This is a genomic window from Chitinophaga niabensis (assembly GCF_039545795.1).
Taxonomy (GTDB): Bacteria; Bacteroidota; Bacteroidia; order Chitinophagales; family Chitinophagaceae; genus Chitinophaga; species Chitinophaga niabensis_B.
In genome coordinates this window covers 3,073,439-3,099,942 of the sequence record NZ_CP154260.1, presented here as the reverse complement: position 1 = coordinate 3,099,942, position 26,504 = coordinate 3,073,439, and the positions used below count along the sequence as shown (strand labels likewise).

The window sequence follows — 26,504 nt, the reverse complement described above, 5'->3', positions numbered from 1 at the left end:
TTTGGCTTATACCATGGGCGTGTAATGATTAGCTGATAAGGGATTGATAAGAGAAAGACGGGAGAATGGTGGACTATATATGGAGCGGATGTGTACCGGATATGGAGGGGAGGTGAAGGAGAGGTTTAGATGCTTTCGCGGGATATAATCACTCTTTTGGAGCTATGAAGTATAAATATTCTGTGAGAAGAAGCTTTCATTGTACAAATTTACGGCAAATTACGTGCTGATTTTGGTTTGCAGGCATAGTTTTCCTGGCGGGAGTAATACTTTCCGTCAGATGTTTGACCGCCTCGCCTTGTTTTATTCTCTTTGAGGTACGGCGTAAGTGTGATCTCCCAGCAGCTGAAAGAGTGGTTTCCTTTCAGTTTTCGTTTGGTGCACCATGTTAACCTCCTCTTCCTGCGGTAACGATGGTATCACATCAATGATATCTGCAGCAAAGTATTTCAGGTTATCTAACTTATACATGCTGCCATTCCACTCATGGTATGCAGTGATCTGCAGCACGACAATCGTTTCTTCTTCACCTGCTTTAAAAGGAAGTATCAGTTCCTTTGCAGCAGCAGGTTCCCTGAAATCGATCATGACCTTGTCCGTCACGGCATCCTGGTAATCGCCGCCATTAAAGTTTACTCCCACAGCGATCACTTTGATCTCAATGTGTGTGGTATTCTTTGCATGGCGGATATCCCGGGCAGTTAATGCCGGCAGGGCAATGCGGAGACCCTCTTTGCTTTGCACCACTTTAGGCCTGAAGTTCAATAGCCGGTCTAGCCTTGTTTCCTTGTTAAAGCTGAAGCCTGCTAATGCAGCAATTTCTTCCCGCTTAAAGCCTCTAAAGCCCCTTTGTTCACTGCTGGCATAAAGGACTTTCAGCAGTTCCTTATTCAGGCGGTTGACGAGTTGGTGATCTGTGCGGATGTTCAGCCCCTGGCGTACTCCCTGGCGGATCAGTTTTCCTGCCTTACTGGCTGCGCCAAAGTCGGTAGCGGACTCTTTGGTGGCTTCACTTCTCCGTACATGTTTTGCTTTGCGGCGGAAGCAGAGCTTTCCTTTTCGTTTGTACCCAACGATTTCGCCGAGTGAACCTGTTAAAGTAATAATTCCATCTTGCAATGCCATAAGATTGAGTTTTGGTGAAATCCAATTTACGGAATATGATCTTTCAAAAAGTTGATCTATATCAACAAATTGACTATGCAATCCATTGAAATATGCTTATTTTGCAGGACTCATAAAAACCCCGATCACCCATGAAAAAATTCATCCTGTTACCTATGTTCGCTTTGTTAAGCGTGTTCAGCTTTGCATCTCCTAACGTCAGTGACGAATACTCTATCTACGTGACTTTCCCCGCAGGTTATGTAGTAGGAGATTATATCGAATTTCTGAGAGTCCTGCCTATAGATGCGGCCGCCTCCGGATACTATGATATTTCTATATCCTATACCCGGGGCAATATAGCTGCCGCAGCTACCCATCGGGCCAGCATTTCTCATGCAAATCCTGCCGTTTGGCGTGAAACGGGAATGGTGAACAATAATGGATATATTCTGGCAACACAACGAAATTTTACAGTGGATTGTAATACCGAATATGGTAATGCCCGCTTCAGGATACGTGCCATCAATACCCTGGGTATTACTACCGACCCTCTCACTGTTAACATTAAGGTAAGATCAATTAATATAAATGCGGGCTGGGTACCATTGTCCGTTACTGGAAACGATCTTACCGTCACAAAATTACAGCCAATGACAAATGAATGGAGCCTGTATGTGGGTAATCCTGTTACAGCTAATTCTGCTGTAGCTGCATTAAACGTCAAAGAAAACGGATATGTGGGTGTTGGAACGAGGAACCCGCAATCAGAATTATCTGTAGCTGGTACTATTACTGCAAAAAAAGTAAAAGTGCTTGCCACCGGCTGGCCTGATTTTGTATTTGAAGAAGGTTACCCTTTACCAGACCTCTCAGAAGTAGCGAAATTTATTGAAGATAAGAAACATCTTCCTGGCATTCCTTCAGCCAACCAGGTCGAACAGGGCGGGCATGATATAGGAGAGATGAACAGTAAGCTGTTGCTGAAAGTAGAGGAGCTGACATTATATTTGATTGAAGAGCAGAAGCAGCGTAAGAAGCTGGAGGAAGTAGTGAAGGAATTAAAGCAGCAGGTGAATTCCCTAAAGCACAAATAACTTGAGTACGCTAAATGAGTTATTGAAATGGGCGAGGTACTTTAATCCCGAGGCGATCTTTTACCTGATCATAGCCGGCGTTGTGATTGGAAATGGCATTGCTTCTTATATAAAAAGGAAGAAGATCCTTTCAGGAGGCATTGCCGTAATTGGCGAGATCGTAGGGTTTAAAATCCGGTTCGGTGCTCAAAGCCTGAGCAGATTTCCTGTTGTTCAATTCAGCACAAAGGAAGGTAAGCGTATTAAACTGACTTACGGAACCGGTGGTTTTTTGGCTTCCTTTAAAAAGGGTGATGAAGTAACCGTTGTCTACGATAAGAACAGGCCCAGTTCCTTTTTAATTAAGGGAGATGATTTAGGTACAATAGTACCCCTGTTATGTTTTGTAGTGGGATGTGTGATGATAATAATAGCCATTAGGCAATTCCTTTCAAACTGATCATTTAATGCTACCTGATTTAGATAACCTGCTGATCTTATTTGAAAAGATACACAAGGGAGGATTTGATACCAGTAAAGAACTTAAATGGGGCTTTTTCTTTGTTAATGATAATAAAGAAGGTTTGGAGCGTGTATTTGATGAATTGAAAGATCACGGCTATCTGATGGAGAAGCTAGAATCAGACGATGAAGAATGGACACTGCAAGTGAGTAAAGTGGATATTTTAACAGCTGAAAAGCTGCATAAAAGGAATATTGCCTTCAATGCATTGGCAGCGCATTGTAATGTGGATCTGTATGATGGATGGGATGTTGAAAAACTTTGATAAAATAACATGCGCTGATTACAGCATATTAAACCAACAGGCCGGCAAAATTACCGGCCTGCAGAACAATCACACAACTACTTCAACCCCTCTGAACTGGTCAGCTTCAGGATGCCCGCCCGGTTTATACCGTTGCGTATCCTTTTCGTACCATGATTTGTGTCCCTGGATCATCAGGTTATTGTGATGGATGAATTCCTTTACTTTTTCATTATGGATGCCGAAATGCGGCATATGATTGCAGAGGTTGATGTATTCGTCTACATCAGCCTGGTGGATCCTTACGGCTTCTGCAAAAGCTTCTTCCCTTGATATATCATATTCATGTTGCACGACCATGATGATGTTCATGATATCTTTATCTTCTTCTTTCCAGATAGAGAAATAATCATTACACCATGCTACAATGCGGCAGGTAAGATCTGCGAGGCGGCGCATAAGCGGGTGGTAGATCACTTCCCGGGGAAAGGTGTAACCGATCACTACTTCCGCAAATGAAACCAGCGGGTATACATCCACTGCTTTCATGCGTATTTCCATGTATTCGCTGAGGCTCGGGGAAATGAGCCTTTGTTTAAAAGGTGCTTCTTCCACCATGCCCTGTACATATTCTCCCATACTATTAGAGAACCGGGCCAGCCAGTTGGTAGGCATGAATTGTGCAAATGAGTCCCGCATAACTGCCAGCTGCCAGAAGATATCATTCTCTTCTTTTAAAGGCGGTGCGCCGATCAGGATGTCTTCCACCCGGTGTTTCAGTCTTCTTAACTGATCAATGGTACAATGTTCATGGTAGTCATCAAAAGCAATGCCCCAGAGTGAATTCATGTTTAAAGGGGTTAACCTTTCCCGGCTGGCCATAGGGAAAAAGCGCGCGGTAATGTGGCCCAATTGGGTCTTTTCATACTTCCGCTTGATGTCCGGAGGGATACATCTGTAAGAATGTAACAACCAGTAATTTATCTCCTCTTCCAGTTCATCAACATAAGGACTGATCAGGTCCGGCCAGGGATAATATAAACGTGGGCGTTCCTTAAGATCTTGATGCATTTTTGACATAGTTTACTCGTGATGAAATAGGACTACAAGCCGATTATTTCAGCTGAATATTCTACACAGATGTTGACTATAAGTTAGATTGGATAATTAAATTTAAGAAAAGTTGTTAACAACCACTTAACATTAACATGGCGCTTCCATTTGTTAATAAGATATAATAAAAATTGAATGTTAAATAAATCAATATGATAAATATATCAATCTAATCTGTTCATATTCATAAATAATAATGAAATATTAAACAAGTATGAAATAATAATAAAGAAATGTATTTTACCTCCCTCGGAATATAAATATTATTAAATATTGTATGTGATAGATTATGATTAGTGTCACCGCTGCCATACAGCAGATTGCAGCTTGCCGTACAAGCTGGGGTATAGAGCGCATACCATTAGAACAAGCTATCGGCCGTGTACTAGCAGCACCCATATCAGCAGACAGAGATTATCCACCCTTTAACCGTTCTCTCCGGGATGGATTTGCCATCCGCATCAGTGATTATACCGCCGCTAAAAAGAAATTATTTCCTATCAGCTCAGTTGAAGAAGCATTACAGGGGCATGTGATCCGTATTCAGAACGGCGACATCCTGCCACCTGAAATGGACACAGTGATAGGAGGGGAGGACGTGGAAGAAAAGAAAGGAAATGTATCTGTTTCCAATGACCGGGTGAAAGTTCATCAGCATGTGATCCGTAAAGGAACAGATGCAGCAGAAGGAGATCTTTTACTGGAACCGGGCTGCAGGATACAATTTCAGCATATCGGACTTTTAGCAGCACTGGGTATTCATCATATCACGGTCCATCGCCCGCCCAGGGTGGTGATCATTTCTGTGGGGAATGAATTGCGGGATGCGAATAGTTATATTTTTGCGGGTTTGCTGGCACAGTATGGTATACAGCCGGTATCGCGGTTTGTTGTGCAGGAGCCTGCTCTGGAGCAAACGGTCATTGAATCGCTGGATGCGGACCTTTTATTGATCAGTGCCGGTTTAACCACAGTGGATACACCGGTATTGCCAAAGGTGCTGCAGGATTGTGGTGTGGAGCAGGTGTTCCACCGGGTAAGGGCAAAACCATGCAAACCTTTCTGGTTTGGTTATAGCCCTACCAAAACAAGGGTGATGTTATTTCCTGCCAATGCATTTTCCGTTGAGGCCGGCGCTAAATTATTCCTTGAATCCTATATCCGTGCCTGTTGGAACCTGCCCATGGTAAAACCATGGCTTTTACCTTTCCTGGATTACCGGGCTGCGGTGCATACATTAGATGATATCGTGCCAGCTATCCTGACCAATAAAAATGGTTTAAGGATAAGAGCTGCACACGCATCCGGCGCAGGAGACATTATTGCTGCTTCGCGTACAGATGGTATTTTTCTGCACAGTACAGATACAGGTCACCTTGAGCCAGGCTCACTGGTCCCATTTTATCCCTGGGCAGATCATCAGCTGACTACTTAAATAAACGGATCTTCATACTCAGCCCAAAGTTGCCATCCACATTGGTTTTGATGCCGGCTGTCTGCGATGTATAGCTGGCTTGTACTTCCACTGTGTTCTTGAACTGGAAGCCAACGCCTGCCGTAAAACTTTTACTGGTATGGTACATCGCGAACAGGCTTGCGAAACCTTTGGCCATTTTCACATTACCACCAATATCTATAATGCTCTTATAACCTCTTACACCGCGGAAAGCGATCATTGGTTCAAATGAGTTGATCTGCGGGTGGCCGGTACCGATCTTGTAACTGGCAGCTGCATAGAATGTAGAAGTGTTGCGTGTTTCCACATCATTCTTATTCTGGAACATGCTCACCATATTAGGCATAGCAGCCTGTAAAGTGAAACGGTCGTTCGCATACGTTAAACCGAAGTCTGATTCAAAGAAGTTATCCCGGCTGTTATAACGGGGGATGGATGGATCGTCCATATCACCTATTACTTTGGAGGGGATCGCGCGTTTATTATCCAGCGCCATGGTTAAACCCAGGTGGAGGTATTCGTTGTTTGCTTCACTCAATGCAACGTGATAAGCATAGGTGATCCCCACGCGTGTGCGGTCGAGGATACCTGCCTGATCATTGAATACGGTGAGCCCGAGGCCCATCTTTTTATCAATCTGGTAGTCTGCCGTGATCAGTTTGGTAACAGGCCCATCCTTTACTTCCGTCCATTGTTTGCGGTAGCTGATGTTAATGTTGAGACCAGTGTCCAGCCCAGCCATGGCGGGATTGCCAAGGAAAGGATTAAGGAAATACTGGGAGGCTAATGGGTCCTGCTGTGCATTACCATTGCCAAAAGATTGTGCTTTTGTGAGCACTGGTAACAGTGCGGGCAAAAGTATAAGGGTGAGTTTGTAGAAATATGTTTTCATCCGGTATGGGATTAGTGTTACAGTTATAGGTTTATCATCGGTTGCGGTCCCTGATCAGGGTAATGGTGCCTTTGAACAGGTTGAGCCCCGCCCCGAAATCTATTACGTAGAAGTAAACACCTTCTGCCAGTAATTCTCCGCTGGAGGTTCTGCCATCCCATTCATTGCTATAGTTCTTCTTATAATATACCACGCGGCCGGAACGGTCCAGGATGCGCACTTCATTATTACCGTGTGTGGGAAGATTGCGGATGATCCATTTATCGTTTTTACCATCTCCGTTAGGTGTAACAAGGTTGGTAGCTTCCACACTGTTGGTCACTTCATATACATCCACCACCAGTATCAGGAATGATCTTTCCAGGAAACCTCCGCTACCGTCTGTACATCTAACACGGATGAAGTAGTTCTCCTTTGTTTCATAATCAAATACCACCTTGGCTTTCAGGGCATTTCCGGTGATGGTGAAGTAGTCATTGTCCGTATCATCTGCTCCTTCCGCGAGGCTATAAGTACATACACCGGATTGCGGATCCGTGGCAAAACTGCCGATCACCTGACCGATGGTATTGTTCTCATGGATGTGGGAGATGTCCAGCTGAAGTATGGTGGGGATCTGGCCTGCCCTTGCTAAAGGAACCTGCAGCATTATGGCAAAAGCCATGCATACCAGCACTTGTACCACCTTTTTGGTAAAGGGTAAAAATGTTTTCATCTAGGATAGGTTTTTTGATGTATAGGGCTGCTAAAGGCCCTCTTATGGAGGACCCGCTTAATACAAATATATTAAATAAATTTATTAATAAACAAAATAAATATATGTATCCCTTAGAAGGGATACCCGATGGCAATGTTCAGGATGAGGTTTTCTTTCCTCCAATCCGCGTCGCCAAAGGCAATCTGTTTGAATACCCAGCGTTCCTTTTCAGGCAGCCATGGCTTGCGGAGGGGGAAGGAAATATCGAACCGCACCAGGAGGATGGAAGCATCTATACGAATACCCAGACCGGTACCTACCGCCAGTTCTTTCAGGAAGCGGTTGGTTTTAAATACTTTGGGTTGCTGTGAAACAGAGTCTGTTTTCCCCAGCCAGATATTACCTGCATCCACAAAGGCGGCGAATTCTAATAGCTTGGTAGGTTTAAACCGTAATTCCGTATTGCCTTCCAGTTTGATATCTCCGGCAGCATTGGCCAGCAGGAGGTTCTTTCTGGTGGGATCATTAGGATCATCAGGGGCATCCCTGTAAGAACCGGGGCCTAATGTACGGGCACGGAAAGCACGTAAACTATTACTTCCGCCATTAAAGAACTGTTTTACAAATGGCAGTGTGGTAGAGTTACCGTATGCAATCCCGTATCCTGCAAATAAACGGTTCACCCAGCGCAGTTTTTCACTTAATTTGAAATAATGACGGCCGTCTACCGAGAACCTTATGTACTGGGAGAAGTCGTTATTGATAATGGTCTTTTTACCATCCGCTTGCTTTTTAGCAAACAGCCCTACGAGGTTACCGGCTACATCGGTATTAAAATATGCATAGAAGCTATGGTATTTTTCCGGGGATTGATTATTGTAGGTGAGTGTATAATTGCTTCCCAGGATAAACTGTTTGGAGATGGATTGCGCAAGCGCGGGGTCCAGCTTTTTCTGTTCAAGGAATTCATCTGATTCACTGGAAGGCAATACATATGTAATGGCTACGGGGTACAATGCATGATCCAGGAATTTAGTCTGCTTCCAGATATAACCATATTGAAGGTTGAATGCGTTGAGGTTGTACAGGTTAGGCCTGCTCAGCATTTCATAACCAAGACTGAACCTGGTCCTGGGCACATAAGGTGTACGCGGGTTAAACTTGATAACAGGGGTAAAGAACCGCGGAATGGTAATGGATACCTCACCATTAAGGCTATACGCATTGGTAGATACCTGTGTGGTTTTGCCGCCTACCTGTGTTTCAAAACCTCCGCCGAGGGAGATCTCCAGTAAATTGGCTTTCCGTTGGAAGTTCCTGTTCTTGGCAGAGATCTTCAATTGTGAACCAACAAAACTGTTGGATTTGGAGGTGCCGGAAACTTCTACCTGTAAAGACCGTTTAGGGTAGGGGGTTAGGAAGAAACGTGCATAGAGCAGGCTGCTATCCCTTGCCGGCCTGAAGTTTCCCCGCACAAATTTAAAAGTACCCAGGTTCACCAGCCGTTGTAAAGTGATGTTATGCGAACTCAGGCGGTACATACTGTCCCTTTGCAGGAATACCGTTCTGTCGAACACAATGGGTTTAAACAGGGAGTCCGGATCTATAATGGTGAAATTCTGATACTGTATACCTTTGCTGAATTGCTGCGCACTATCTTTTGCAAGATCGTAATTGGTGAACAGTTCCACACTCTTCATGTAATATTGCCGCAGAGCTGTGGGGGGAGTGGTTTTTTTGGTGGTAAGATAAAGGTCCACCTGGTGTTTTCCCAACGCACTATCTATACGTATCAGCAGATAATCCGGTGTGAAGTAATAGAAACCATTTTCCTTCAGGAAGTCATGGATCCTTTCTCTTTCCCCTACTATTTTATCAAGACTGTAATTATCATTGGGTTTCAATAATGTTTGGCGGGTGGTCAGCATGATATGATGCCCCAGCAGGCCGGTGTCCGTATCAAACCGCACGCGGCGGATCGTATAGCGGTAATCAGGAAAGGCGGTGAAGCTGAGGCTTGCTTTCTTTTTACCTTTATTTTTTACAGCATGAGCTACATCTGCATTAAAGTATCCGTTGTCTTCCAGGTAACTGGTAAGGATATCATCCGTTCTCTCCACTTTCACCTGGCTTAGTAATACCGGCGCTTCGCCCCATTTCTTACGCAGCAGGTAATTCAGGCCTTTTCCTTTGGGTTCATTACCCAGGTTATATAACCACAACTTAATGGGCATGCCCAGGAACCTGCGGTTCGGCAAAGGCCTGATCCGTTCTTCCATACCGGTTTTGAGCGTGCTGTAGTCCTTTGGTTTTTTCTTTACAATAGTATCCTGCCACTTTACGTCTGCGCCTGTATACAGTCTGTCTCCCTCCGGTACTGTACGTGTTGTAGAGCATGCTGCCAGGAGCAATATGCTGATTACAAATGGTATGTATCGTACTGATCTGATCATGATGCTTTTACTTATTGTCCTTGCGAATGCGTTCCTGTTTCTTTTCTTTAGGGGCTCTCCTGAAGATCTCCCTGAATTCGTTATAGTCCATTACCAGCATAAAAGTGAGGCCTGTTTCTACGATCTGGCCCTGCACCACGGTTTCGGTGAGGTTACGTTGATAAGCTCTCACGCGGTAACGGCCATCTTTGGTTAATGTATATTCTGCAGATACATCTCCGATGATGGAGCTGGCATTCTGGTTCTGCGTTTGTGCACCGGAAATGCCGATGTTAGATCCCACACTTACTGTTAACCGGTCACTGAACAAACGTTTGGATACATCTACTTTCAGATTGGTGGTTTCTGATCTGCTGCCCTGATCGTTATAAGCATTTTCACTCTGCAGATCGAAGTTTACATCAAAGCCTTTGATCAGGCTGCCGGCAAGGTTATTCAGCTGCTGGGAAACAATCTTGCTCACGCTCTTCCGTGCAATATCTTCTGCTGCGCTGCCGCTCTGGCTATCCAGCTGATCGAATGGATTTTCGGAGATAAAGCGGTTGAGCACCAGTAATCCCATTACCTGTTTATTCAGTTCGGAAGGTACCTGGTTGATCTGTTTGATACGGGTGTATACCTGCCCATCCAATGCGCCCTGGTCCTTTTCCGGCATATCCAGTTCAAATGCTATTTCCGGTTTCATTAATTCTCCCGTGATCTTCAGGTATACTTCCACCGGTACTTTCTGATTATACCGGCCTCTTGTTGGATCGGAGCTGCTGATCTGGTCCTGTATCAGATCACCGGCCACCGCATTTACATCATACCTGGCTTTGATATTTACATCCGCACTCAAAGGATCGCCGTTCCAGATGATGGTACTTCCTTTTACTATCTTAAATTCCCTTTTGATCAGCTGATTGAGGGACATGGCGTACTTTCCTTCATTGATCTCATACCGGCCGGTGAGGCTCATCTTGCTGCTGGGGTCCATGGTAAGGTTAAGGGTTGCATTTCCTTTTACTTCCAGGTAGTCCCCGTTGTTCCGGTCTATAACCAGCTTCAGGCTGGATTCAGGTGTTACTTCTATATCCCCGGAGAAAATAATGCCTTTGAGCCTGGTGGCTATGGTATCTTTTTTTATACGCAGCGTGGTATCCTGCCATTCAGCGGGATCAAAGAATTCAACAATACCTTCCCTGCTGGCAATACCGGGTTCTTCTTCCGGCAGCAGCACCGTTACCTGCGATTTTTCGCGCAGCTTCAGGTTCATTTCCACCCTGGGGAGATCCAGTGTTCCACGCACACGTGCACGCACATCTATATATGCAGGGCCGTAATAGAACTGCTCCGGATCTTTAGGATCTGCATGGCCCAATGCCATGAAGTTTTCTGCATTCACCTCCAGTTGCAGTTGGAACTTTTCGAGGTCTTTTGTAAGGATCTGTCCGTTCACCACTGCCTCGTTGCCGGAACTGTCTGCAACTACAAACTGGTTAAAACGGATGCCGTTATCATCGAGCACCAGGTCTTCTGAAGGTAATTGCAGGTAGTTATTGATCATGGTTATACGGCCTGCTACTTTTTCGAAATGCAGGTTGCCGCGTATGATGGGTTTATCTGTTGTGCCTTTTACGGTTATCCTGCCATTCACATCTCCTTTCATGGCGGTTACATTTCCAAACGTAAATGCTTCAGCACTTTTCATATTCAGTTTGGCGATATCCAGCGTGAGGTCCATTACTTCAGCATAGGTTCCTTTTAAACGCACATCATTTCCATTACCCTGGATAGTGGCATCCAGCTGCACTGCTTTTTCTGCAGTGGTATTGGCGGTCAGCTGCAATTGCCCAACTGGGGTGCCCATCGCGGCAAGACTATCAATCGTTAGCTTGCCATCTATCAGCGGATTATCATCCAGGTTGGTGACGGTGATGCTGCCGTTGGTGATACCTTCGGCCAGCGCTGTATCTTTTTCTATGAGGCTGGTAATGGTGCTCAGGCGGAAGTCCTTTACCGTAACATTAAGATCGGGTAAGGTATAGTTGCTTCGTTCAGGCGGAGGTACCGTTGTGATCTTTAAACCTTGTCCGCTTTTTTCTATGCCGATGTCTGCAAATGCCACACCGCCGCTCCTGATCAGTAATTTATTATCCCCGCTCACTGTCCATGCCTGCCGGTTTAATATCAGGTCCTTTTTCAGTGAGATGAGCATGCTGTCGTTAGGCAGGAAGTGTACCAGGCCGCCTATTTTGTATTTTTCCCTGCCCATCAGCAGGTCCCAGTCTACCAGGCCTTTGCTGGCAACTACAGATATCCTGGTGCGCCGCAATGGTATCTGCGGGTGCCGCAGATGTGCCAGCAATACTTTCGCATCCATTTTTGCGGTGTCTACAATCACATCTGCAATGAGTGTATCTACTTTAAAAGAATCGTACCGCATAGCGGGGAGGGAGAAATGCGCATCGAGGAAGCTGCTGTCTGTGTTCAGCCTGCCATACAAACTAAGCGGTTTCTCCAGTTGTATATCGGGGAAGAGTTTGCGTAATGATTTGGGAATGGAAATGCTTCCGGAAAATTGCATCCACTGGCTTTCTGTTTTAGCGGTGGGCTGTGTGGACACTGCTTCCAGGTGCCGTGTTACAAGATTACCTGCTGCGGTGGCAAAGGTCTGGTAGTTGAAATCGCCGGAAGTGCTGAGGTATCCAAAGGGACCGGTAAGGCGGAGTTTCTGCAGGCCTTCTTCCACACTGGCTCTTAGCAGGATGCTATCCATAGCATACATCTGTGTATCGTCTAAGAGCTGCAGCTTATGTATGGCAGCGTATCCGTTTAATTTACGCGGAGCCAGGTTGTCCAGCTGTACATCCAGGCAGGATTTTACGATCAGCGGGTCCGTGGTAAAATGGGTGGCCAGCAGATCAAATTTATCTATATCCATTTTTGCGCTGATGGCAGGGTGGAGTGAATCCAGTTTGCCGGCCAGGTCAAAAACGGCTTTTGCATTGGGATCGTTGATGCCTCCTTTGGCAGTATAGGCGCCTTTTAGCAGGGTTGCATCCATTTGAATGTCCTGGTAGGTGTAGCGGTTATACGTGAAAGAGCGGATGTCTATATTCGCCTGTGCATCTGCCGTTTGGGGATCAACTCCTTTTCCTTTGGCCGTTACGGTACCATCCAGGTTACCCATGGCGGTATCTCCCAGCATCCGGCCCAGTTGCAGGTTTTGTGCATCGAGGGTCATGTTGTAACGGATCTTTTTCATGTCCATAAAATCCGCTACTTCTCCTTTCAGTTTGGCATTGCCCATATCGGTGCTCAGCATCAGGTCCGGCTTCAGTTGCTGCATGCCGCCTCTGATAGCACCATTCAGAATGAGTTTATTCGGCAGCTGCATAGAAGAAGGGAGCGTATTGGGAGGCAGCCAGGATTCAATGCCCCGTTTGCTGCTCAGCATTTTCACCGTCACAAGATCTGCACCCATCCGTTCAGGATCAGTTACCTGGTAAGCAGTTCCTTTTACATAGAGGTAATTCTGATCGTTATCTTTTACTTCCAGGCCGGGTACATTCAATTGTGCGAGGCTACCGGTAATCTCTCCATGTATAGCGAGATGTTTCCTCCACATAGGCTGCAGAGAAGGATTGCTGCGCATGTCCGGCACAAAGAACAGTGCTTCTTTGAGGGTGAGGGAAGAAGGCCTAACGCTGGCTTTTATCTCCAGTAAACCTAACTGTTCAGAGATGGTAGACCAGGAGGGAACTTTCAGATGAATGTCTGCATCAATATTACTTTCGCTGGTTTGTAATATGAAGTCTGATAATTGCGCTTCCTGGTTGGTGTAACGCACTTTACCTTTCAGGCGCTTTAATTGCAGGCCGCTTTGTTCTTCCACGGAACCGGCCAGCAGGGTAGCGGTGGTACTGTCTGCACTATATGCAATATCGCTGGCATCCAGCAGCAGGTGTTTAATGTTGAGATGGTTATAATCGACCGCCTGTTTGTAGGAAAGGCGCGGAGCGAGGTGGTTGCTCATGGCAAAATCCACTTCCTTTGCCTGTAACGATTTAGCCAGTACCTTCCAGGTATTGGGTGCAGTGCTGGTATCTTCCCCTACGTTGGTGGTATCCATCGCTTTCCGGAAATCGAGGGTAGCTCTTGACTTTTCCAGGGAAAGCAGGTCTGTGGTGATGAGGGTTTTGACGAGATCGAAATGTAAACGGCGGGATGCCAGCTGGCCGATACTGCCTTCAGTGGATAATCCGCTGGCTTCATCGCTATAGCTCCATTGCGTGTTGCGGATGGTGAGTTCTTTTACGGCAAGATCAAACGGCGTGGGCGCTCCCGTGCTTTCAGCAACGGGGGCTTTCACTGATGGCCGGTATTGCTGCACGATAGAGGCTTGTAAACCGTCCGCCAGGAAATTTTTTATATAGTAAGTACCATTGTCCGGCTGGAGGGTATCCGGCAGTACTTCCAGGTTTTTAAGGGTTACAGATGCGAGCATGCCGCCGAGTGAGTCGTTAAAACGGATGTTCATTCTTTCCAGCTGAACGTTGCCGATATGATAGCTGAGGGTAGTGCCCGATTCTTCAATCAGCGTATCCTTCTCTGCGGCAGGGGAGCTGAATGCATCGATCACAAACTGGTAATTGAAAGAAGAATCTTTTGCCGGCCGGTAGATATTGACCACAGCATCCTCCCAATGGAGGGTGTGGATCTTTAGTTCATTGCTCATGAGGGCCAGCAGGTTGTATTTCACAGACAGTTCTCCGCTGGACAGGAGCGTGTCTTTCCGGGTATCGCCAACATATACCTGCTTCAGGGTCATGGAATTCCACCAGGAGAAACGCAGCCCGCCGATCCTTACATCTGTTTTTAATTGTTTTTGCAGGTAAGACTCTGCCTTGGCACGCACGAAGTTCTGTACCACAGGTAGTTGCAGTAGGATTAGTAACAGAACGGGCAGCAGCAGCAAGGCTATTATACTACCAAAGATCCAGCGTATAATTTTTTTCCGGCGGGGACTACTCACTTAGTAATTACTTTTTTATATGGTAAATGGTTAAACAGGCTGCTCAAATATCGTACCTGCGGCAAAAATAAGGCTTTAGGCCCTACTGTGGGCCAAAAGGCTTTTATTATCATATGATTATAATTGTAATAAATGAGAAAAATGTATAATTTCGTACACGATTATAGTCGTGGCGAATACTAATTCTCTTATACGCAACGTTTTATTATCGGTAACCTATTAAAACCATCAACCTTGAAAAAGAAGATCCTTGGGTTTGTTATAATGATCTCTACCCCTTTATGCTGCATTGCTCAGGATTGGCATGTAGGCGCTACTGCCGGTATTAGTAACTATAGCGGAGACCTTTCAGAAAAGAGGGTCGATTTTGGTTACACGCGTCCCATGATCGGGCTGTTTGTGAAAAAGGACATCAACCGTTATCTCACGCTGCGTGCAGGAGGTACCTTTGGCATGGTAGCAGCTAATGACAGAACGAATAGCAGCATTGCCCTGCAAAGCCGTAACCTCAGTTTCAGTTCTCCTATCTGGGAGGGACACCTGGGAGCAGAGTTAAACTTCTTTGATATTGATGAAAAAGGATTTACGCCTTATCTCTTCGGAGGTGTGGCGCTGTTCAGTTTTTATCCTACCGCAAAAGATTCTTTAGGTAATAAAATAAGATTACGCCGCCTCAGTACAGAAGGGCAGGGATTGCCGCAGTATCCTGAAAGAGGTAATCAATATAGTCTTTACCAGGTATCTATTCCATTCGGTGCCGGTTTTAAATATCTTTTTACAGACCGTTTAACGCTTGGGTTTGAAATAGGCCTTCGTGCTACTTTCACGGATTACCTGGATGATGTAAGTACCACTTACGTTGATCAGAATACTTTGCTGGCAGAAAGAGGCCAGCTGGCAGTAGATTATGCTTATCGTGGTGATGAACCTGATACAAAAGGTATCCCCGGAACTTACCCGCAGGATGGTGCACAGAGAGGTTCTGCAAAGTATAAAGACTGGTATACATTTACCGGGCTGACTATTATGTACCGTATAGGCGGAGGCTCTGATGGCCGCCGCAGCACCAACTTCTCGAAGTGTTTTAAGATGTAAATAATTTTGGCATGATGGTTGCATTTACAAATGCATTCATCCCCCAATCAAGTCCAAATAGAAAAGTAAAAAGACAGTTCTGCTGAAAAGCGGAACTGTCTTTTTTTGTGCCTAACGTATTGGTATAAACGTAGTTACAGGAATTGGCATGCTTCTTGAATTTACTATCACGAGTCCGTCCGCCAATGGCAAAAGGGGACAACGGATAGAAAGACAAATTAAAACAGCAGGCTATGAAAAAGCTTCTTTTGATGTCGCTCCTGGTAATTGGAGCATCCTATGCTACGCAAGCGCAACGCAGCCGTCACCATCATTACCCGCCGCCACCACCACGTCCGGTTGTTGTAGTAGATCACCACTATGACGATGATTATTATGATGATGACAGAAGGGGAAGAGGACATTACAAACACAAAAAGTACCGGGGCCGCGACTACCGGAGAGATGATTGCAGAGAGAGAGTGGTAGTGGTTCGCCCACGTTATCCATATCCTCCTCCGCCACCGCCGCCTCCGCGCAGGCCAAGGATATCTGGTGTAATTGTATTTAATCACTAGGTAGTATACTCAATAAGGCTCCGATCTGTCGGGGCCTTTTTTTATGTCTTTATTGGCGTACTTTTGCCTACTGAACGAAAAGCAGCAAACAGTATGGCATATAAGCATCTCAGGCACTTTATAGATACGCTGGAAAAAGCGGGGGAACTGGTGCGCATCAGCACTTATGTGGATCCTCACCTGGAAATAGCAGAGATAACGGACCGGATCAGCAAATCTCCCGATGGCGGCAAGGCCCTGTTATTTGAGAACACAGGATATGATTTCCCTGTGCTGATCAATTCCATGGGCAGTTACCGCAGGATGTGCATGGCGCTGGGCGTGCAGGAGCTGGATGATGTGGCCCGTGAGATAGAAGGGCTTTTCAAAATGCTTTCAAAACCTAAGGAAAGCATCCTCGATAAACTGGCGCTGCTGCCTAAGCTGAGCCAGTTCGCTTCCTGGATGCCCAAAGTGATCTCCGGCCGCGGCGCCTGCCAGGAAGTGGTGATCAATAATCCTGACCTGGGCAAATTGCCGGTAATGACCTGCTGGCCTAAAGATGGCGGGCCTTTTATCACCCTCCCTGTTATTCATACCAAAGACCCTAACACCGGTTCCCGCAATGTGGGTATGTACCGCATGCAGGTATTTGAAAAAGACATGACGGGCATGCACTGGCACATGCACAAAGTATCCGCCAAACATTTCTCTGAATATAAGAAGCTCAATAAACGCATGCCTGTGGCTGTAGCCCTGGGCGGCGATCCCGTATACACCTATTCTGCTACCGCTCCCTTACCGGAGAATGTGGATGAATACATGCTGGCGGGTTTCCTCCGGAAGAAAAAAGTAGAGCTTGTAAAATGTATCACGCAACCGGATATTGAAGTGCCGGCAGATGCGGACTTTGTAATAGAAGGGTATGTTGAACCGGGAGAAGAACTGATCTGGGAAGGGCCTTTCGGGGACCATACCGGTTATTATTCCCTGGCGGACTGGTACCCCCGTTTCCATGTTACCGCTATCACCCATCGTAAAGATGCCGTGTATCCTTCTACCATCGTAGGTATTCCTCCGCAGGAAGATGCCTGGATCGGTAAAGCCACCGAAAGGATCTTCCTCGCACCGATCAAAATGACGCTGGTGCCGGAAATTGTGGATATGGAAATGCCGGTGGAAGGTGTTTTCCATAACCTGGTGATTGCGCAGATCCACAAAGATTATCCCGGCCAGGCACAAAAAGTGATGAATGCTATGTGGGGTGCCGGGCAGATGATGTTTAACAAGATACTGGCGGTTACCGATACCGGCACAAAGATCACAGACTATAAATCACTGGCGCAATATGCATTTAAAGACCTGAACCCTGCCACGGATGTTTATTTCAGCCAGGGGCCGATGGACGTGCTGGACCATTCCTGCTCCAGGATGGGATTTGGCGGTAAGATGTGTATTGACGGAACCGGCAAACTGCCGGAAGAAAGAGATGACCGTTTTGACCGGACGGTATTCAAACCCAACGTGAACGCCACAGCATTACAGGCTGCATACCCTGAAGTAAAAGGTGTGAACACCGCTTTACTGCAAATGGATATTCCCTGCCTGATCATAGCGGTAGAGAAATCGCGCCGTAATCATGTGCGGGAGCTGCATCCCCGGCTGGTAGCAGAACAGGGCATGGAAGGGGTTAAAATGATCCTGTATGTAGAGCATACGGTAGATCCGCAGGACCTGCCTTCCGCACTCTGGCGTTTCTGTAATAACCTGGATCCTAAGCGGGATAACATCCTCACGGAAAGGCCTTCCGGTAAGGACGCTCACCTGGTGACGGCCTGCCTGGGACTGGATGGTACCATTAAAACAAAAGCACATGATGATTTTCAGCGGGACTGGCCGAACATTATCGTGGCAGACGATGCTACCATTAAAAAGATAGATGAGAAATGGAGTACGCTGAACCTGGGGCCTTTTATTGTTTCGCCGTCTTTAAAGTACAAACAACAGATCTATGGAGATGGGGCAGTAGTTGCCCTGTAGTTTTCCGCATTGCGTAAATCTAATTTCCAAATCCATAAATAACGCGGTACGCATTCAATTACTTTTGCTGCGGAATTTGCCCTAACAAGCAAAAGTCTTTCACGCAATAATTGAGTTGGTCGTACATGAAAACGGCGCCTTTTTCAGGGCGCCGTTTATTATTGGTTGTTATAATTATCAAATTGTACATTCAGCTGTACAGAGGTCTGTGGGCAGAAAGTAGTACCAGCTATTACCGATCTTAATTTATTTGTGGATCTCTGAAGTAAAGTGAAACTCAATCTCCGGGTTATTGGCCCGTTCTGTATTGAGGTACCATTCTGATTGTGCGAGGTACACCAGGTGACCGTCTTTATCCTGTACTACGTTAGCGCCTTTAAAGCGGGTGAATTCTTCCAGCTTCTGTTTAGGCCCTGTGATCCAGCAGGCTTTGTAGAAAGGTAAGGTATTGAACTGGCAGGATGCACCATATTCCTGTAACAGCCGGTATTGTATCACTTCAAACTGCAGATCTCCCACGCAACCGATGATCTTACGGTTACCGTTGTGCTGCGTGAAGAGCTGTGCTACTCCTTCGTCTGTTAACTGGTTGATCCCTTTTTCCAGTTGTTTTGTTTTCATCGGGTCTTTATTCACCAGTTCCTTGAACAACTCAGGGGAGAAGCTGGGAATGCCGGTGAAGTAGAAGTTTTCTCCTTCCGTTAAAGTATCGCCGATCTTGAAGTTACCGGTATCGAATAAACCTACCACGTCTCCGGGATAAGCATCATCGATGATATTCTTTTCCCGTGCAAGGAAGCTGTAAGGGTTCGCGAAACGCACATCCTTATCCAGCCTTACGTGGTGGAAGTATTTATTTCTTTCAAACTTACCGGAGCAAACACGGAGGAAGGCAATCCGGTCGCGGTGGCGGGGATCCAGGTTAGCGTGGATCTTGAAAATGAAACCGGAGAATTTAGGTTCGTTTACTTTCACTTCCCGCGTAGTGGATTGCCGGTCACGTGGCGTGGGGGCAATTTCCACGAAAGTATCCAGCAGGTCTTTTACGCCAAAGTTGTTTACGGCAGAGCCGAAGAACACAGGGGCCAGTTTCCCTTCCAGGTAAGCTTCTTTATCAAACTGATCGTACACCCCTTCAATCAGCTCCACATCGTTGCGCAGTTGTTTGGCATCGGTGGGGTTGAAGAGTTCATCCACCTCAGCACTGCTGAGGTCCTGCAGCGGTACAATATCATCATCCGTTGCTTTCCTGTTGGCAGCAAAGGAAACAAAGCTCTTATCGTAGAGGTTGAATACGCCTTTGAAGTCCTTACCCATATTGATAGGCCAGCTCAGCGGGCGTACGCGGATGTTGAGGAGTTCTTCCAGTTCATCCAGCAGGTCGAAGGGGTTTTTGCCATCGCGGTCCAGTTTGTTCACGAAGATGATCACCGGCGTATCGCGCATGCGGCAAACTTCCATGAGTTTTTTGGTTTGCTCTTCCACCCCCTTTACACAGTCAATCACCAGCACAACGCTGTCTACTGCTGTAAGGGTGCGGTAGGTATCTTCGGCAAAGTCCTTGTGACCGGGGGTATCCAGCAGGTTCACAAGAATATCCCTGTATTCAAAGGTCATCACGGAAGTGGCCACAGAGATACCTCTCTGGCGTTCAATTTCCATGAAGTCTGAAGTAGTATGTTTCTTGATCTTATTGGATTTTACCGCGCCCGCCGTTTGGATAGCGCCCCCGAAGAGGAGGAACTTTTCCGTGAGGGTTGTTTTTCCGGCATCCGGGTGAGCGATGATGGCAAATGACTTCCTTTTGTTGATCTCGTTTTCGTATTTCATCCGTCTTTAATAAAATGGGGGCAAAGGTACATTTTTTCTCCCGAAATAAGGGTTTACAGCCATTGGTCACAAACCCCTTGGTTGCATTGCTTTATATAGTAAATTTGAAATATGCTTTCAACCCTCAAGATCTTATGGAGCAGCCTTGGTATGGCCTTGTCCGAATTACGGGTGAATAAACTGCGCACCTTTCTTTCGCTGCTGGGTATTACCATTGGTATCTTCTGTATCATAGCCGTACTCACGGTAACAGACAGTATGGAATCCAGTATCAGGAAAGACCTGAAGTCCATGGGTACCAATGTGATCTATTTGCAGAAATGGCCATGGGATGGAGATGGGGACTGGTGGAAGTATATCAACCGCCCTGAGCCGCAGTATTCTGAGATGAAGCAGATTAAAGACAAGGTGGCCTCAGCAGACGCCGTTACTTACCTCTTCAGCTCCAGCGGCCGTAAGATAGAATACGGGATCGATTACATGGAAAACGTAGAGCTGCTGGCCGTGACCATGGACCTTGAAAAGATGCAGTCTGTGGACATAGCCATGGGCCGGTATTTCAGTCCTTCTGAACTGATAGCAGGTTCCAACGTGATCGTACTGGGAGCCAACGTATGGGAAGGCCTGTTCTTTACCCCCGAGGCTGCACTGGGAAAGGTGGTGCGTTTTGCGGGAAGGAACTGTAAGGTGGTAGGGGCATTGAAGAAAAAAGGCGACAGTATGTTAGGCGGAGTATTTGGTGATAATACCATCCTGATGCCTTACCTGTTTGCCAGGACCATTATAGACGAGCGCCGTTTTGCGGATCCTTTTTACATGATCCGCGCAAGAGAGGGTGTAGCCGTAGGGCAGCTGAAAGACGACCTCACTGGCGCCATGCGGGCTATACACCGTTTGAAACCCGGGCAGGACAATGATTTTGCCCTGAACGAGATCACCACAGCGCAGGATGAACTGGAAAGTATCTTTGGCGTGATCAACCTGGGCGGCTGGATCATTGCAGGTTTTGCACTGATCGTAGGTGGTTTCGGGATCGCGAATATCATGTTTGTAACTGTTAAAGAAAGAACCAATATCATAGGTCTGAAAAAGGCTATCGGCGCACGGCCGGGTATCATCCTGCTGGAATTTCTCTTTGAAGCCGTGATGCTTTGCATGATTGGCGGGGGATTGGGGCTGCTGATGGTATTTGGCTCGGCCAAACTGGCCCAGAATATGTTCTCCGGTTTTGAGATAGCCCTGTCTACAGGGAATATTATCCTGGGATTGTCCATATCCGCTATAGTAGGTGTACTGGCTGGATTTATCCCTGCTTTTTCTGCCAGCAGACTGAACCCGGTAGTTGCGATCCGCAGCAATTAGCGTATTTTTGCGCCCAATTATGCCGGTTAATATTTTAGCAATAGAGTCTTCATGCGATGAAACAAGCGCCGCTGTGATAGCGGATGGAAAGGTTTTGTCCAATATCATCGCCAATCAATCCGTACATGAACAATATGGGGGTGTAGTACCTGAACTGGCCTCCCGTGCTCACCAGGAGAATATCGTACCTGTGGTGGATGCCGCTTTGAAGAAAGCAGGCATGGTGCCAGCTGATCTGAATGCCATTGCCTTCACCCAATCCCCGGGTTTAATAGGTTCCCTGCTGGTAGGCAGTTGTTTTGCCAAGTCCATGGCCCTGGCCCTGGATGTGCCGCTGATAGCAGTGCATCATATGCAGGCGCATGTGCTGGCTAATTTCATTGAAGATCCGAAACCGGCCTTCCCTTTTCTTTGCTTAACCGTATCCGGCGGCCATACGCAGATCGTATTGTGCGAAAGCCCTTTGCAGATGCGGGTGATCGGGGAAACTACAGACGATGCGGCAGGAGAGGCCTTTGATAAAAGCGCCAAGTTACTGGGGCTTCCTTATCCCGGAGGGCCGCTGATCGATAAGTATGCGAAAGAAGGTGATCCTTTTAAGTTTAAATTCCCGGAGCCACAGATACCCGGACTGAACTTCAGTTTCAGCGGACTGAAAACGGCGATCTTATATTTCTTACAGGACAATCGTGCAAAACAGGCTGATTTTGTGGAAGCCAACCTGCGTGATATCTGTGCTTCCATTCAGCATCGCATTGTAACCATCCTGTTGAACAAACTGGTGAAAGCATCGCAGGAAACAGGTGTGCGGGAGATCAGTATAGCCGGTGGCGTGAGTGCTAATTCAGGCTTGCGCCAGGGTTTGAAGGAGTATGGAGAAAAGCATCAGTGGAACGTATACATCCCTAAATTTGAATACTGCACAGATAATGCTGCCATGATAGCTATGACGGCACATTATAAATACCTGGCCGGAGCCTTCAGTCCGTTAGATACTATACCCAGCGCCCGTGCTGCTTTTGAATAAATTTTTACTGTATGATGAAAAGAACTATCCTCGCAATTGTTGTGCTGTGTTTTACCCATGGTGCTATGTCTCAGTCTAAGGCCTTACAGGAATGGAAAGATCAGAAGTATTCCATGTTCATTCACTGGGGTGCTATTTATTCAACGCTGGGCGGTATGTGGGAAGGAGAGAAGGTGAGCCGTGGATTAAGTGAACAGATCCGTGCGCATCACGGAGGTATCTATAGCGATAACTATGCTGCTGTGGCCAAACGTTTTAACCCTTCTTTATGGAACCCGGATTCTATTGTGCTGCTTGCTAAAGCAGCGGGGATGAAGAGTGTGGTGATCACTTCCAAACACCACGATGGCTTTTGCATGTTTAAATCGGCCTACACAAAATTCAATGTCGTAGATGCCACGCCATATAAAAAAGATGTGATCAAAGAACTTTCTGAGGCCTGCAAAAGGAATGGCCTGAAGATGGGGCTTTACTTCTCCCTGATAGATTGGAATTACCCGCAGGCTTCTCCTATTTCTTCCAGTAACAGTGATCCTATTACACCTGAGCATCATCAGTATAACTTAAACCAGGTAACAGAATTACTAACCAATTACGGGCCTATATCGGAACTCTGGTTTGATATGGGTTCCTTAACATCCGCGCAAAGTTATGAAATAGCGAAGCTGGTGCATAAACTGCAACCGGATTGCATGGTAAGCGGCCGCCTGGGCAATGATGCCGGGGATTTCTGTGTGATGGGAGATAATTCTTATCCTGATTATAAAATAGCTACGCCCTGGCAAACGCCAGCCTCTGTGTATGATGAAACATGGGGTTACCGTTCCTGGCAGGAGCATGGTAAAATGGAAGATAAAGCACATGAAAAATTGCTGGGCCTAATTAAAGTAGTGAGCCGTGGTGGTAATTACCTGCTGAATATCGGACCCCGTGGAGATGGGTCAGTAGTAGCGTTTGAAAGGGATATATTGCTGCGTAACGGAGAATGGCTGAAAGCAAACGGAGAAGGGATTTATGGTGCATCTGCCAACCCTTTCGATCATACTTTTGAGTGGGGTGAGGTAACCACTAAAAATGATGTGGTTTACCTGTTTGTAACGAAACTGCCTGCGGACAGAGTACTTGATCTGAAAGGTGTATTTGGCCCCATTAAAGTAACGGATAATGCCGGTAAACGTTTTGCAACAAAGGACACCAAAGAAGGCAAGCAGATCCTTTTGCCTGCGGACTTTACATTGGAAGAAGTAAAGGTTTTACATTTCCCGCATGCAAAGTCTGTTTATATAGAAACGAATAAAGGTATAGATGTTCCGGTACTGAGCAGGGATAATGCTGTGAAGCATTACAGCATCTCCGGTGTAGATTATAACAGTTATTACCGCAGTACTGTAGCCTATTCCTGGCATTTTAAAGGAGGAAGGGTGAAGCCTCCGGTGCTATCCTATACGGAGCAGGAAAAGGGAAAGACTATTTTAGTAAACCTGAATGGCAATGAGCAACAAGTATTGCTGAATGGGAGTGTGGTGAAGATTGATCCGGTAGCTGTAAGTTTTGGACAAATGTTTTTGAACGGCCCTTACTGGTGCGGCATTGGCTGGAACATTGGAGACCTGCATAATATAGATCCTTCACAATACTGGCCTAAACAGAATGGTCATGTCTGGACGGCCCAGCCTGCCTGGAAGAATGGTGAACAGTATGAACTGGAGGCAGCACCAGATCATTCCTATTATGTTTTGCAGGAGATCAATGCTGCTAAAGCAACGCCTTACATTATTCGTTTAACCAGCGGAGATGGTATACAGGTGTTATTGAACGGCGAAGAGCAAACGGTGCATAACAATCCTGAACGTGGTACCTTGCAAAAGGAGTACCTGTTGCTGAATTTGCGTGAAGGTAAGAACCAGCTCGTAGTTAAGTTCCATAACCGCTTTGCAGAGAAAACAGCGTTTTCTATTGATAAGGATGTTCCGCAGGAATTATACGAGCAGCCATTGAACATAAGTTTCGGGGAGAAGAGTGTTTACAGTGACCTGGAAGTGAAATTATATCAGCCTGTATCTCCGCACAGGGATATGCGTTTACCCAGTTTGATGATCCGTTTGTAATGGCGAATACATTTTTTGAATTTAAGCAGTTTAAGGTACACCAGGATAAGACTGCCATGAAAGTCTGTACGGATGCCTGTATCCAGGGGGCCTTTACGGCTGCACATATGCCTGCTGTATCGCGGGTGCTGGATATTGGCACAGGTACCGGGTTGCTGAGCCTGATGCTGGCACAGCAGTCTGCTGCATCCATAGATGCCATTGAGCTGGATGAACAGGCTGCGTTGCAGGCTGCTGCCAACTTTGAGGCTTCACCCTGGAGGGATCGTTTAAACGTTTTTAAAGAAGATGTACGTGAGTTTGCTGGCGTTAAGTATCCCTTCATCATCACCAATCCTCCTTTTTACGAGAACGATCTGAAGAGCCCTTCTCATACGCGGAATGCGGCGATGCATGCTGTTTCTCTCGGCTATGAGGAATTGCTGGCTGCTGTAAAACGCCTGTTGACCAGTGATGGTTCTTTCTCCATATTACTGCCCTATGAAGGGTTTCAGCGGTTCAGGGAACTGGCTGTTGATTTTACACTGCGTGAATTGCTACTGGTACGCCAAACACCTGCACATAACTATTTCAGGGCAGTAGGGATCTTTGGCCCTTCAGGTGGTTTAAATACCACTGAAATAGCTATCTACGATGCACAGCGGAATTATACCCCGGAGTTCAGTGCGTTGCTTCAACAGTACTACCTTTACCTTTAGCATAATCTTCCATGTAGGAATACCTTTCCGTCAATACACCATCACGGGTAATGGTGGCCTTTTCGATCATGGTTGTATCTCCTTTCATCAATTCATCAAACACATATTTCATTAATTGATCGCCAAAGAACTGGGAGGCATCCCGGGGAAGTTCATTAGGGAGGTTGCTCACGCACATCATGGTAACAGAATCCGCTTCATAAGGGGCCGTTTTCTGCCTGTTATAGCGGTTTACGCCATAAACGGGCTCCTCGATGGTTGCGTCTTCTATATTGCAGGGAATGGAGCCGTTCTGATCATCTGTGATGTCTGCTATTACCTGTATGCGGAAGTTATCTTTGGTAAGATCGTCCCAGGTGAAGAGGGGTTCTATGCTCTTGTCCCAATAGATGCCATTCATGAGTACATCACTGCAGGTAACATAGGGGAGGAACTTGCAGTCATATTTACCAGGGTTGGCGTGGAAGTCTTCCCGGCTGTAGGTTTTATCCGTCTTCCTTAAATACAATTCCCCTGCCTTCAGCTGTGTGTACACAGGGTAGGCGTAGGAGTTGATCATAAACTCTTCAGGCGGGATGTACTTGATGGCCAGCAGCCCCATTACCTCCAGTATGCCTGCGGTAACGCGGCCGGAGCCGGTAGCCACTATCTTCAGGGGAGGCAGTTTTACGCCGAAGTAGTGCGTGATCAGTTCCTGGAAGTCGTGGCACTCGTGTACCCGCTTGAAGTTGAACAGGCCAGTTCTGCGGCCATATTCCAGCAGTCCGTTATGTGCACCTACCACGCCGGCAAAGAACCCGAAGCCCAGGATGCGCTGGCCATCTTCATGTACCAGGCATTCATAGTCAATGAGCCGGATGTTCTTTTTGAGGATGTTCTGCAGCATGGCCTGGTTCTGCGGCTGTTTCTTTTTGGTATGGGAGAAGAAGAGGTATGTTTTACCGGGTAACAGACTGTTTACCGGAACTTCCTTAATCCCCAGCAGGATGCTGCAATGGGAGAGGTCTTCTGCCATATTAATACCGGCAGCCCGGTATTCTTCATCTTTATAACAGCGGTGCGGCGAGGGCTGTACCGTGATCTGAACGTTAGGGTAGTGGGTAAGGATCCACTGGCATTGCAGCGGCGTAAAAGCTACGCGGTTATCCAGTGGTATTTTTTCTTCCCTTATGAGGCCAATGTGAATTGTATTTGTCATGATTGTTCTTGGGTACACAACATTACTGTAAATTT

19 protein-coding genes are annotated in these 26,504 nt (G+C 46.5%); 11 read left to right on the top strand and 8 right to left on the bottom strand.

Annotation, left to right across the window (positions count from 1 at the left end; genetic code table 11):
- Positions 1-303: 303 nt before the first annotated feature.
- The gene (locus tag AAHN97_RS12020) at positions 304-1,125 is read right to left on the bottom strand and encodes a hypothetical protein (RefSeq protein ID WP_343307867.1); all 822 of its coding nucleotides are present in this window, start codon (positions 1,123-1,125) and stop codon (positions 304-306) included.
- 131 nt (positions 1,126-1,256) lie between these two features.
- On the opposite strand from AAHN97_RS12020, the gene AAHN97_RS12015 reads away from it, so the two are divergent.
- The 3 genes from AAHN97_RS12015 to AAHN97_RS12005 are packed head-to-tail and all read left to right on the top strand — an operon-like array spanning position 1,257 to position 2,968.
- Positions 1,257-2,201, top strand: coding sequence for a hypothetical protein (locus tag AAHN97_RS12015; protein WP_343307865.1), 945 nt, complete (start codon positions 1,257-1,259; stop codon positions 2,199-2,201).
- A gap of 1 nt (position 2,202) precedes the next feature.
- The gene (locus AAHN97_RS12010; RefSeq protein ID WP_343307864.1) at positions 2,203-2,640 is read left to right on the top strand and encodes a DUF3592 domain-containing protein; all 438 of its coding nucleotides are present in this window, start codon (positions 2,203-2,205) and stop codon (positions 2,638-2,640) included.
- 7 nt (positions 2,641-2,647) lie between these two features.
- Positions 2,648-2,968, top strand: a complete 321-nt coding sequence (locus AAHN97_RS12005; protein ID WP_343307863.1) for a ribonuclease E inhibitor RraB — start codon at positions 2,648-2,650, stop codon at positions 2,966-2,968.
- A 69-nt stretch (positions 2,969-3,037) separates the two neighbouring features.
- Here AAHN97_RS12005 and AAHN97_RS12000 read toward each other — a convergent pair whose 3' ends face one another.
- Positions 3,038-4,018, bottom strand: a complete 981-nt coding sequence (locus tag AAHN97_RS12000) for a terpene synthase family protein (RefSeq protein WP_343307862.1) — start codon at positions 4,016-4,018, stop codon at positions 3,038-3,040.
- Positions 4,019-4,349: 331 nt separating this feature from the next.
- On the opposite strand from AAHN97_RS12000, the gene AAHN97_RS11995 reads away from it, so the two are divergent.
- Positions 4,350-5,495 (top strand): molybdopterin molybdotransferase MoeA, encoded by a 1,146-nt coding sequence (locus AAHN97_RS11995; RefSeq protein ID WP_343307861.1) that lies wholly within the window; start codon positions 4,350-4,352, stop codon positions 5,493-5,495.
- Here the strand turns inward: AAHN97_RS11995 and AAHN97_RS11990 are convergent.
- The 4 genes from AAHN97_RS11990 to AAHN97_RS11975 form a co-directional block, all read right to left on the bottom strand.
- Entirely contained in the window at positions 5,488-6,408 is a 921-nt protein-coding gene (locus AAHN97_RS11990; RefSeq protein ID WP_343307860.1) for a PorP/SprF family type IX secretion system membrane protein, read from the bottom strand. The genes AAHN97_RS11995 and AAHN97_RS11990 overlap by 8 nt on opposite strands.
- A gap of 34 nt (positions 6,409-6,442) precedes the next feature.
- Entirely contained in the window at positions 6,443-7,123 is a 681-nt protein-coding gene (locus AAHN97_RS11985; protein ID WP_343307859.1) for a gliding motility-associated C-terminal domain-containing protein, read from the bottom strand.
- Positions 7,124-7,236: 113 nt separating this feature from the next.
- Positions 7,237-9,558, bottom strand: coding sequence for a BamA/TamA family outer membrane protein (locus AAHN97_RS11980; RefSeq protein WP_343307858.1), 2,322 nt, complete (start codon positions 9,556-9,558; stop codon positions 7,237-7,239).
- Positions 9,559-9,565: 7 nt separating this feature from the next.
- Positions 9,566-14,473, bottom strand: a complete 4,908-nt coding sequence (locus AAHN97_RS11975; RefSeq protein WP_343307857.1) for a translocation/assembly module TamB domain-containing protein — start codon at positions 14,471-14,473, stop codon at positions 9,566-9,568.
- Between the two features lie 336 nt (positions 14,474-14,809).
- Between AAHN97_RS11975 and AAHN97_RS11970 the strand changes: the two genes are divergently transcribed.
- The 3 genes from AAHN97_RS11970 to AAHN97_RS11960 all read left to right on the top strand — a co-directional run bounded on the left by AAHN97_RS11970 (position 14,810) and on the right by AAHN97_RS11960 (position 18,246).
- On the top strand, positions 14,810-15,670 hold the full coding sequence (locus tag AAHN97_RS11970; protein WP_343307856.1) for a DUF6089 family protein: 861 nt from the start codon (positions 14,810-14,812) through the stop codon (positions 15,668-15,670).
- Positions 15,671-15,903: 233 nt separating this feature from the next.
- Positions 15,904-16,227, top strand: a complete 324-nt coding sequence (locus AAHN97_RS11965) for a hypothetical protein (RefSeq protein WP_343307854.1) — start codon at positions 15,904-15,906, stop codon at positions 16,225-16,227.
- Positions 16,228-16,320: 93 nt separating this feature from the next.
- The gene (locus AAHN97_RS11960) at positions 16,321-18,246 is read left to right on the top strand and encodes a menaquinone biosynthesis decarboxylase (protein WP_343307853.1); all 1,926 of its coding nucleotides are present in this window, start codon (positions 16,321-16,323) and stop codon (positions 18,244-18,246) included.
- Positions 18,247-18,492: 246 nt separating this feature from the next.
- Here the strand turns inward: AAHN97_RS11960 and AAHN97_RS11955 are convergent, their stop codons facing one another.
- Positions 18,493-20,076 (bottom strand): peptide chain release factor 3, encoded by a 1,584-nt coding sequence (locus AAHN97_RS11955; protein WP_343307852.1) that lies wholly within the window; start codon positions 20,074-20,076, stop codon positions 18,493-18,495.
- Positions 20,077-20,187: 111 nt separating this feature from the next.
- Here AAHN97_RS11955 and AAHN97_RS11950 point away from each other — a divergent pair, with 111 nt between their 5' ends.
- From AAHN97_RS11950 to AAHN97_RS11935, 4 genes are read left to right on the top strand one after another with little or no spacing between them, the layout of a single operon-like run.
- Complete coding sequence (locus tag AAHN97_RS11950) at positions 20,188-21,438, top strand: ABC transporter permease (protein ID WP_343307851.1); 1,251 nt, start codon at positions 20,188-20,190, stop codon at positions 21,436-21,438.
- A 19-nt stretch (positions 21,439-21,457) separates the two neighbouring features.
- The gene (gene tsaD, locus AAHN97_RS11945; RefSeq protein WP_343307850.1) at positions 21,458-22,465 is read left to right on the top strand and encodes a tRNA (adenosine(37)-N6)-threonylcarbamoyltransferase complex transferase subunit TsaD; all 1,008 of its coding nucleotides are present in this window, start codon (positions 21,458-21,460) and stop codon (positions 22,463-22,465) included.
- A gap of 11 nt (positions 22,466-22,476) precedes the next feature.
- Complete coding sequence (locus AAHN97_RS11940; protein ID WP_343307849.1) at positions 22,477-24,573, top strand: alpha-L-fucosidase; 2,097 nt, start codon at positions 22,477-22,479, stop codon at positions 24,571-24,573.
- The gene (locus AAHN97_RS11935) at positions 24,573-25,271 is read left to right on the top strand and encodes a tRNA1(Val) (adenine(37)-N6)-methyltransferase (protein ID WP_343307848.1); all 699 of its coding nucleotides are present in this window, start codon (positions 24,573-24,575) and stop codon (positions 25,269-25,271) included. Before AAHN97_RS11940 ends, AAHN97_RS11935 begins: the two co-directional genes overlap by 1 nt.
- On the opposite strand, the gene AAHN97_RS11930 is transcribed toward AAHN97_RS11935, so the two are convergent.
- The gene (locus tag AAHN97_RS11930) at positions 25,234-26,469 is read right to left on the bottom strand and encodes an NAD(P)-dependent oxidoreductase (RefSeq protein WP_343307847.1); all 1,236 of its coding nucleotides are present in this window, start codon (positions 26,467-26,469) and stop codon (positions 25,234-25,236) included. The genes AAHN97_RS11935 and AAHN97_RS11930 overlap by 38 nt on opposite strands.
- Between the last annotated feature and the right edge of the window lie 35 nt (positions 26,470-26,504).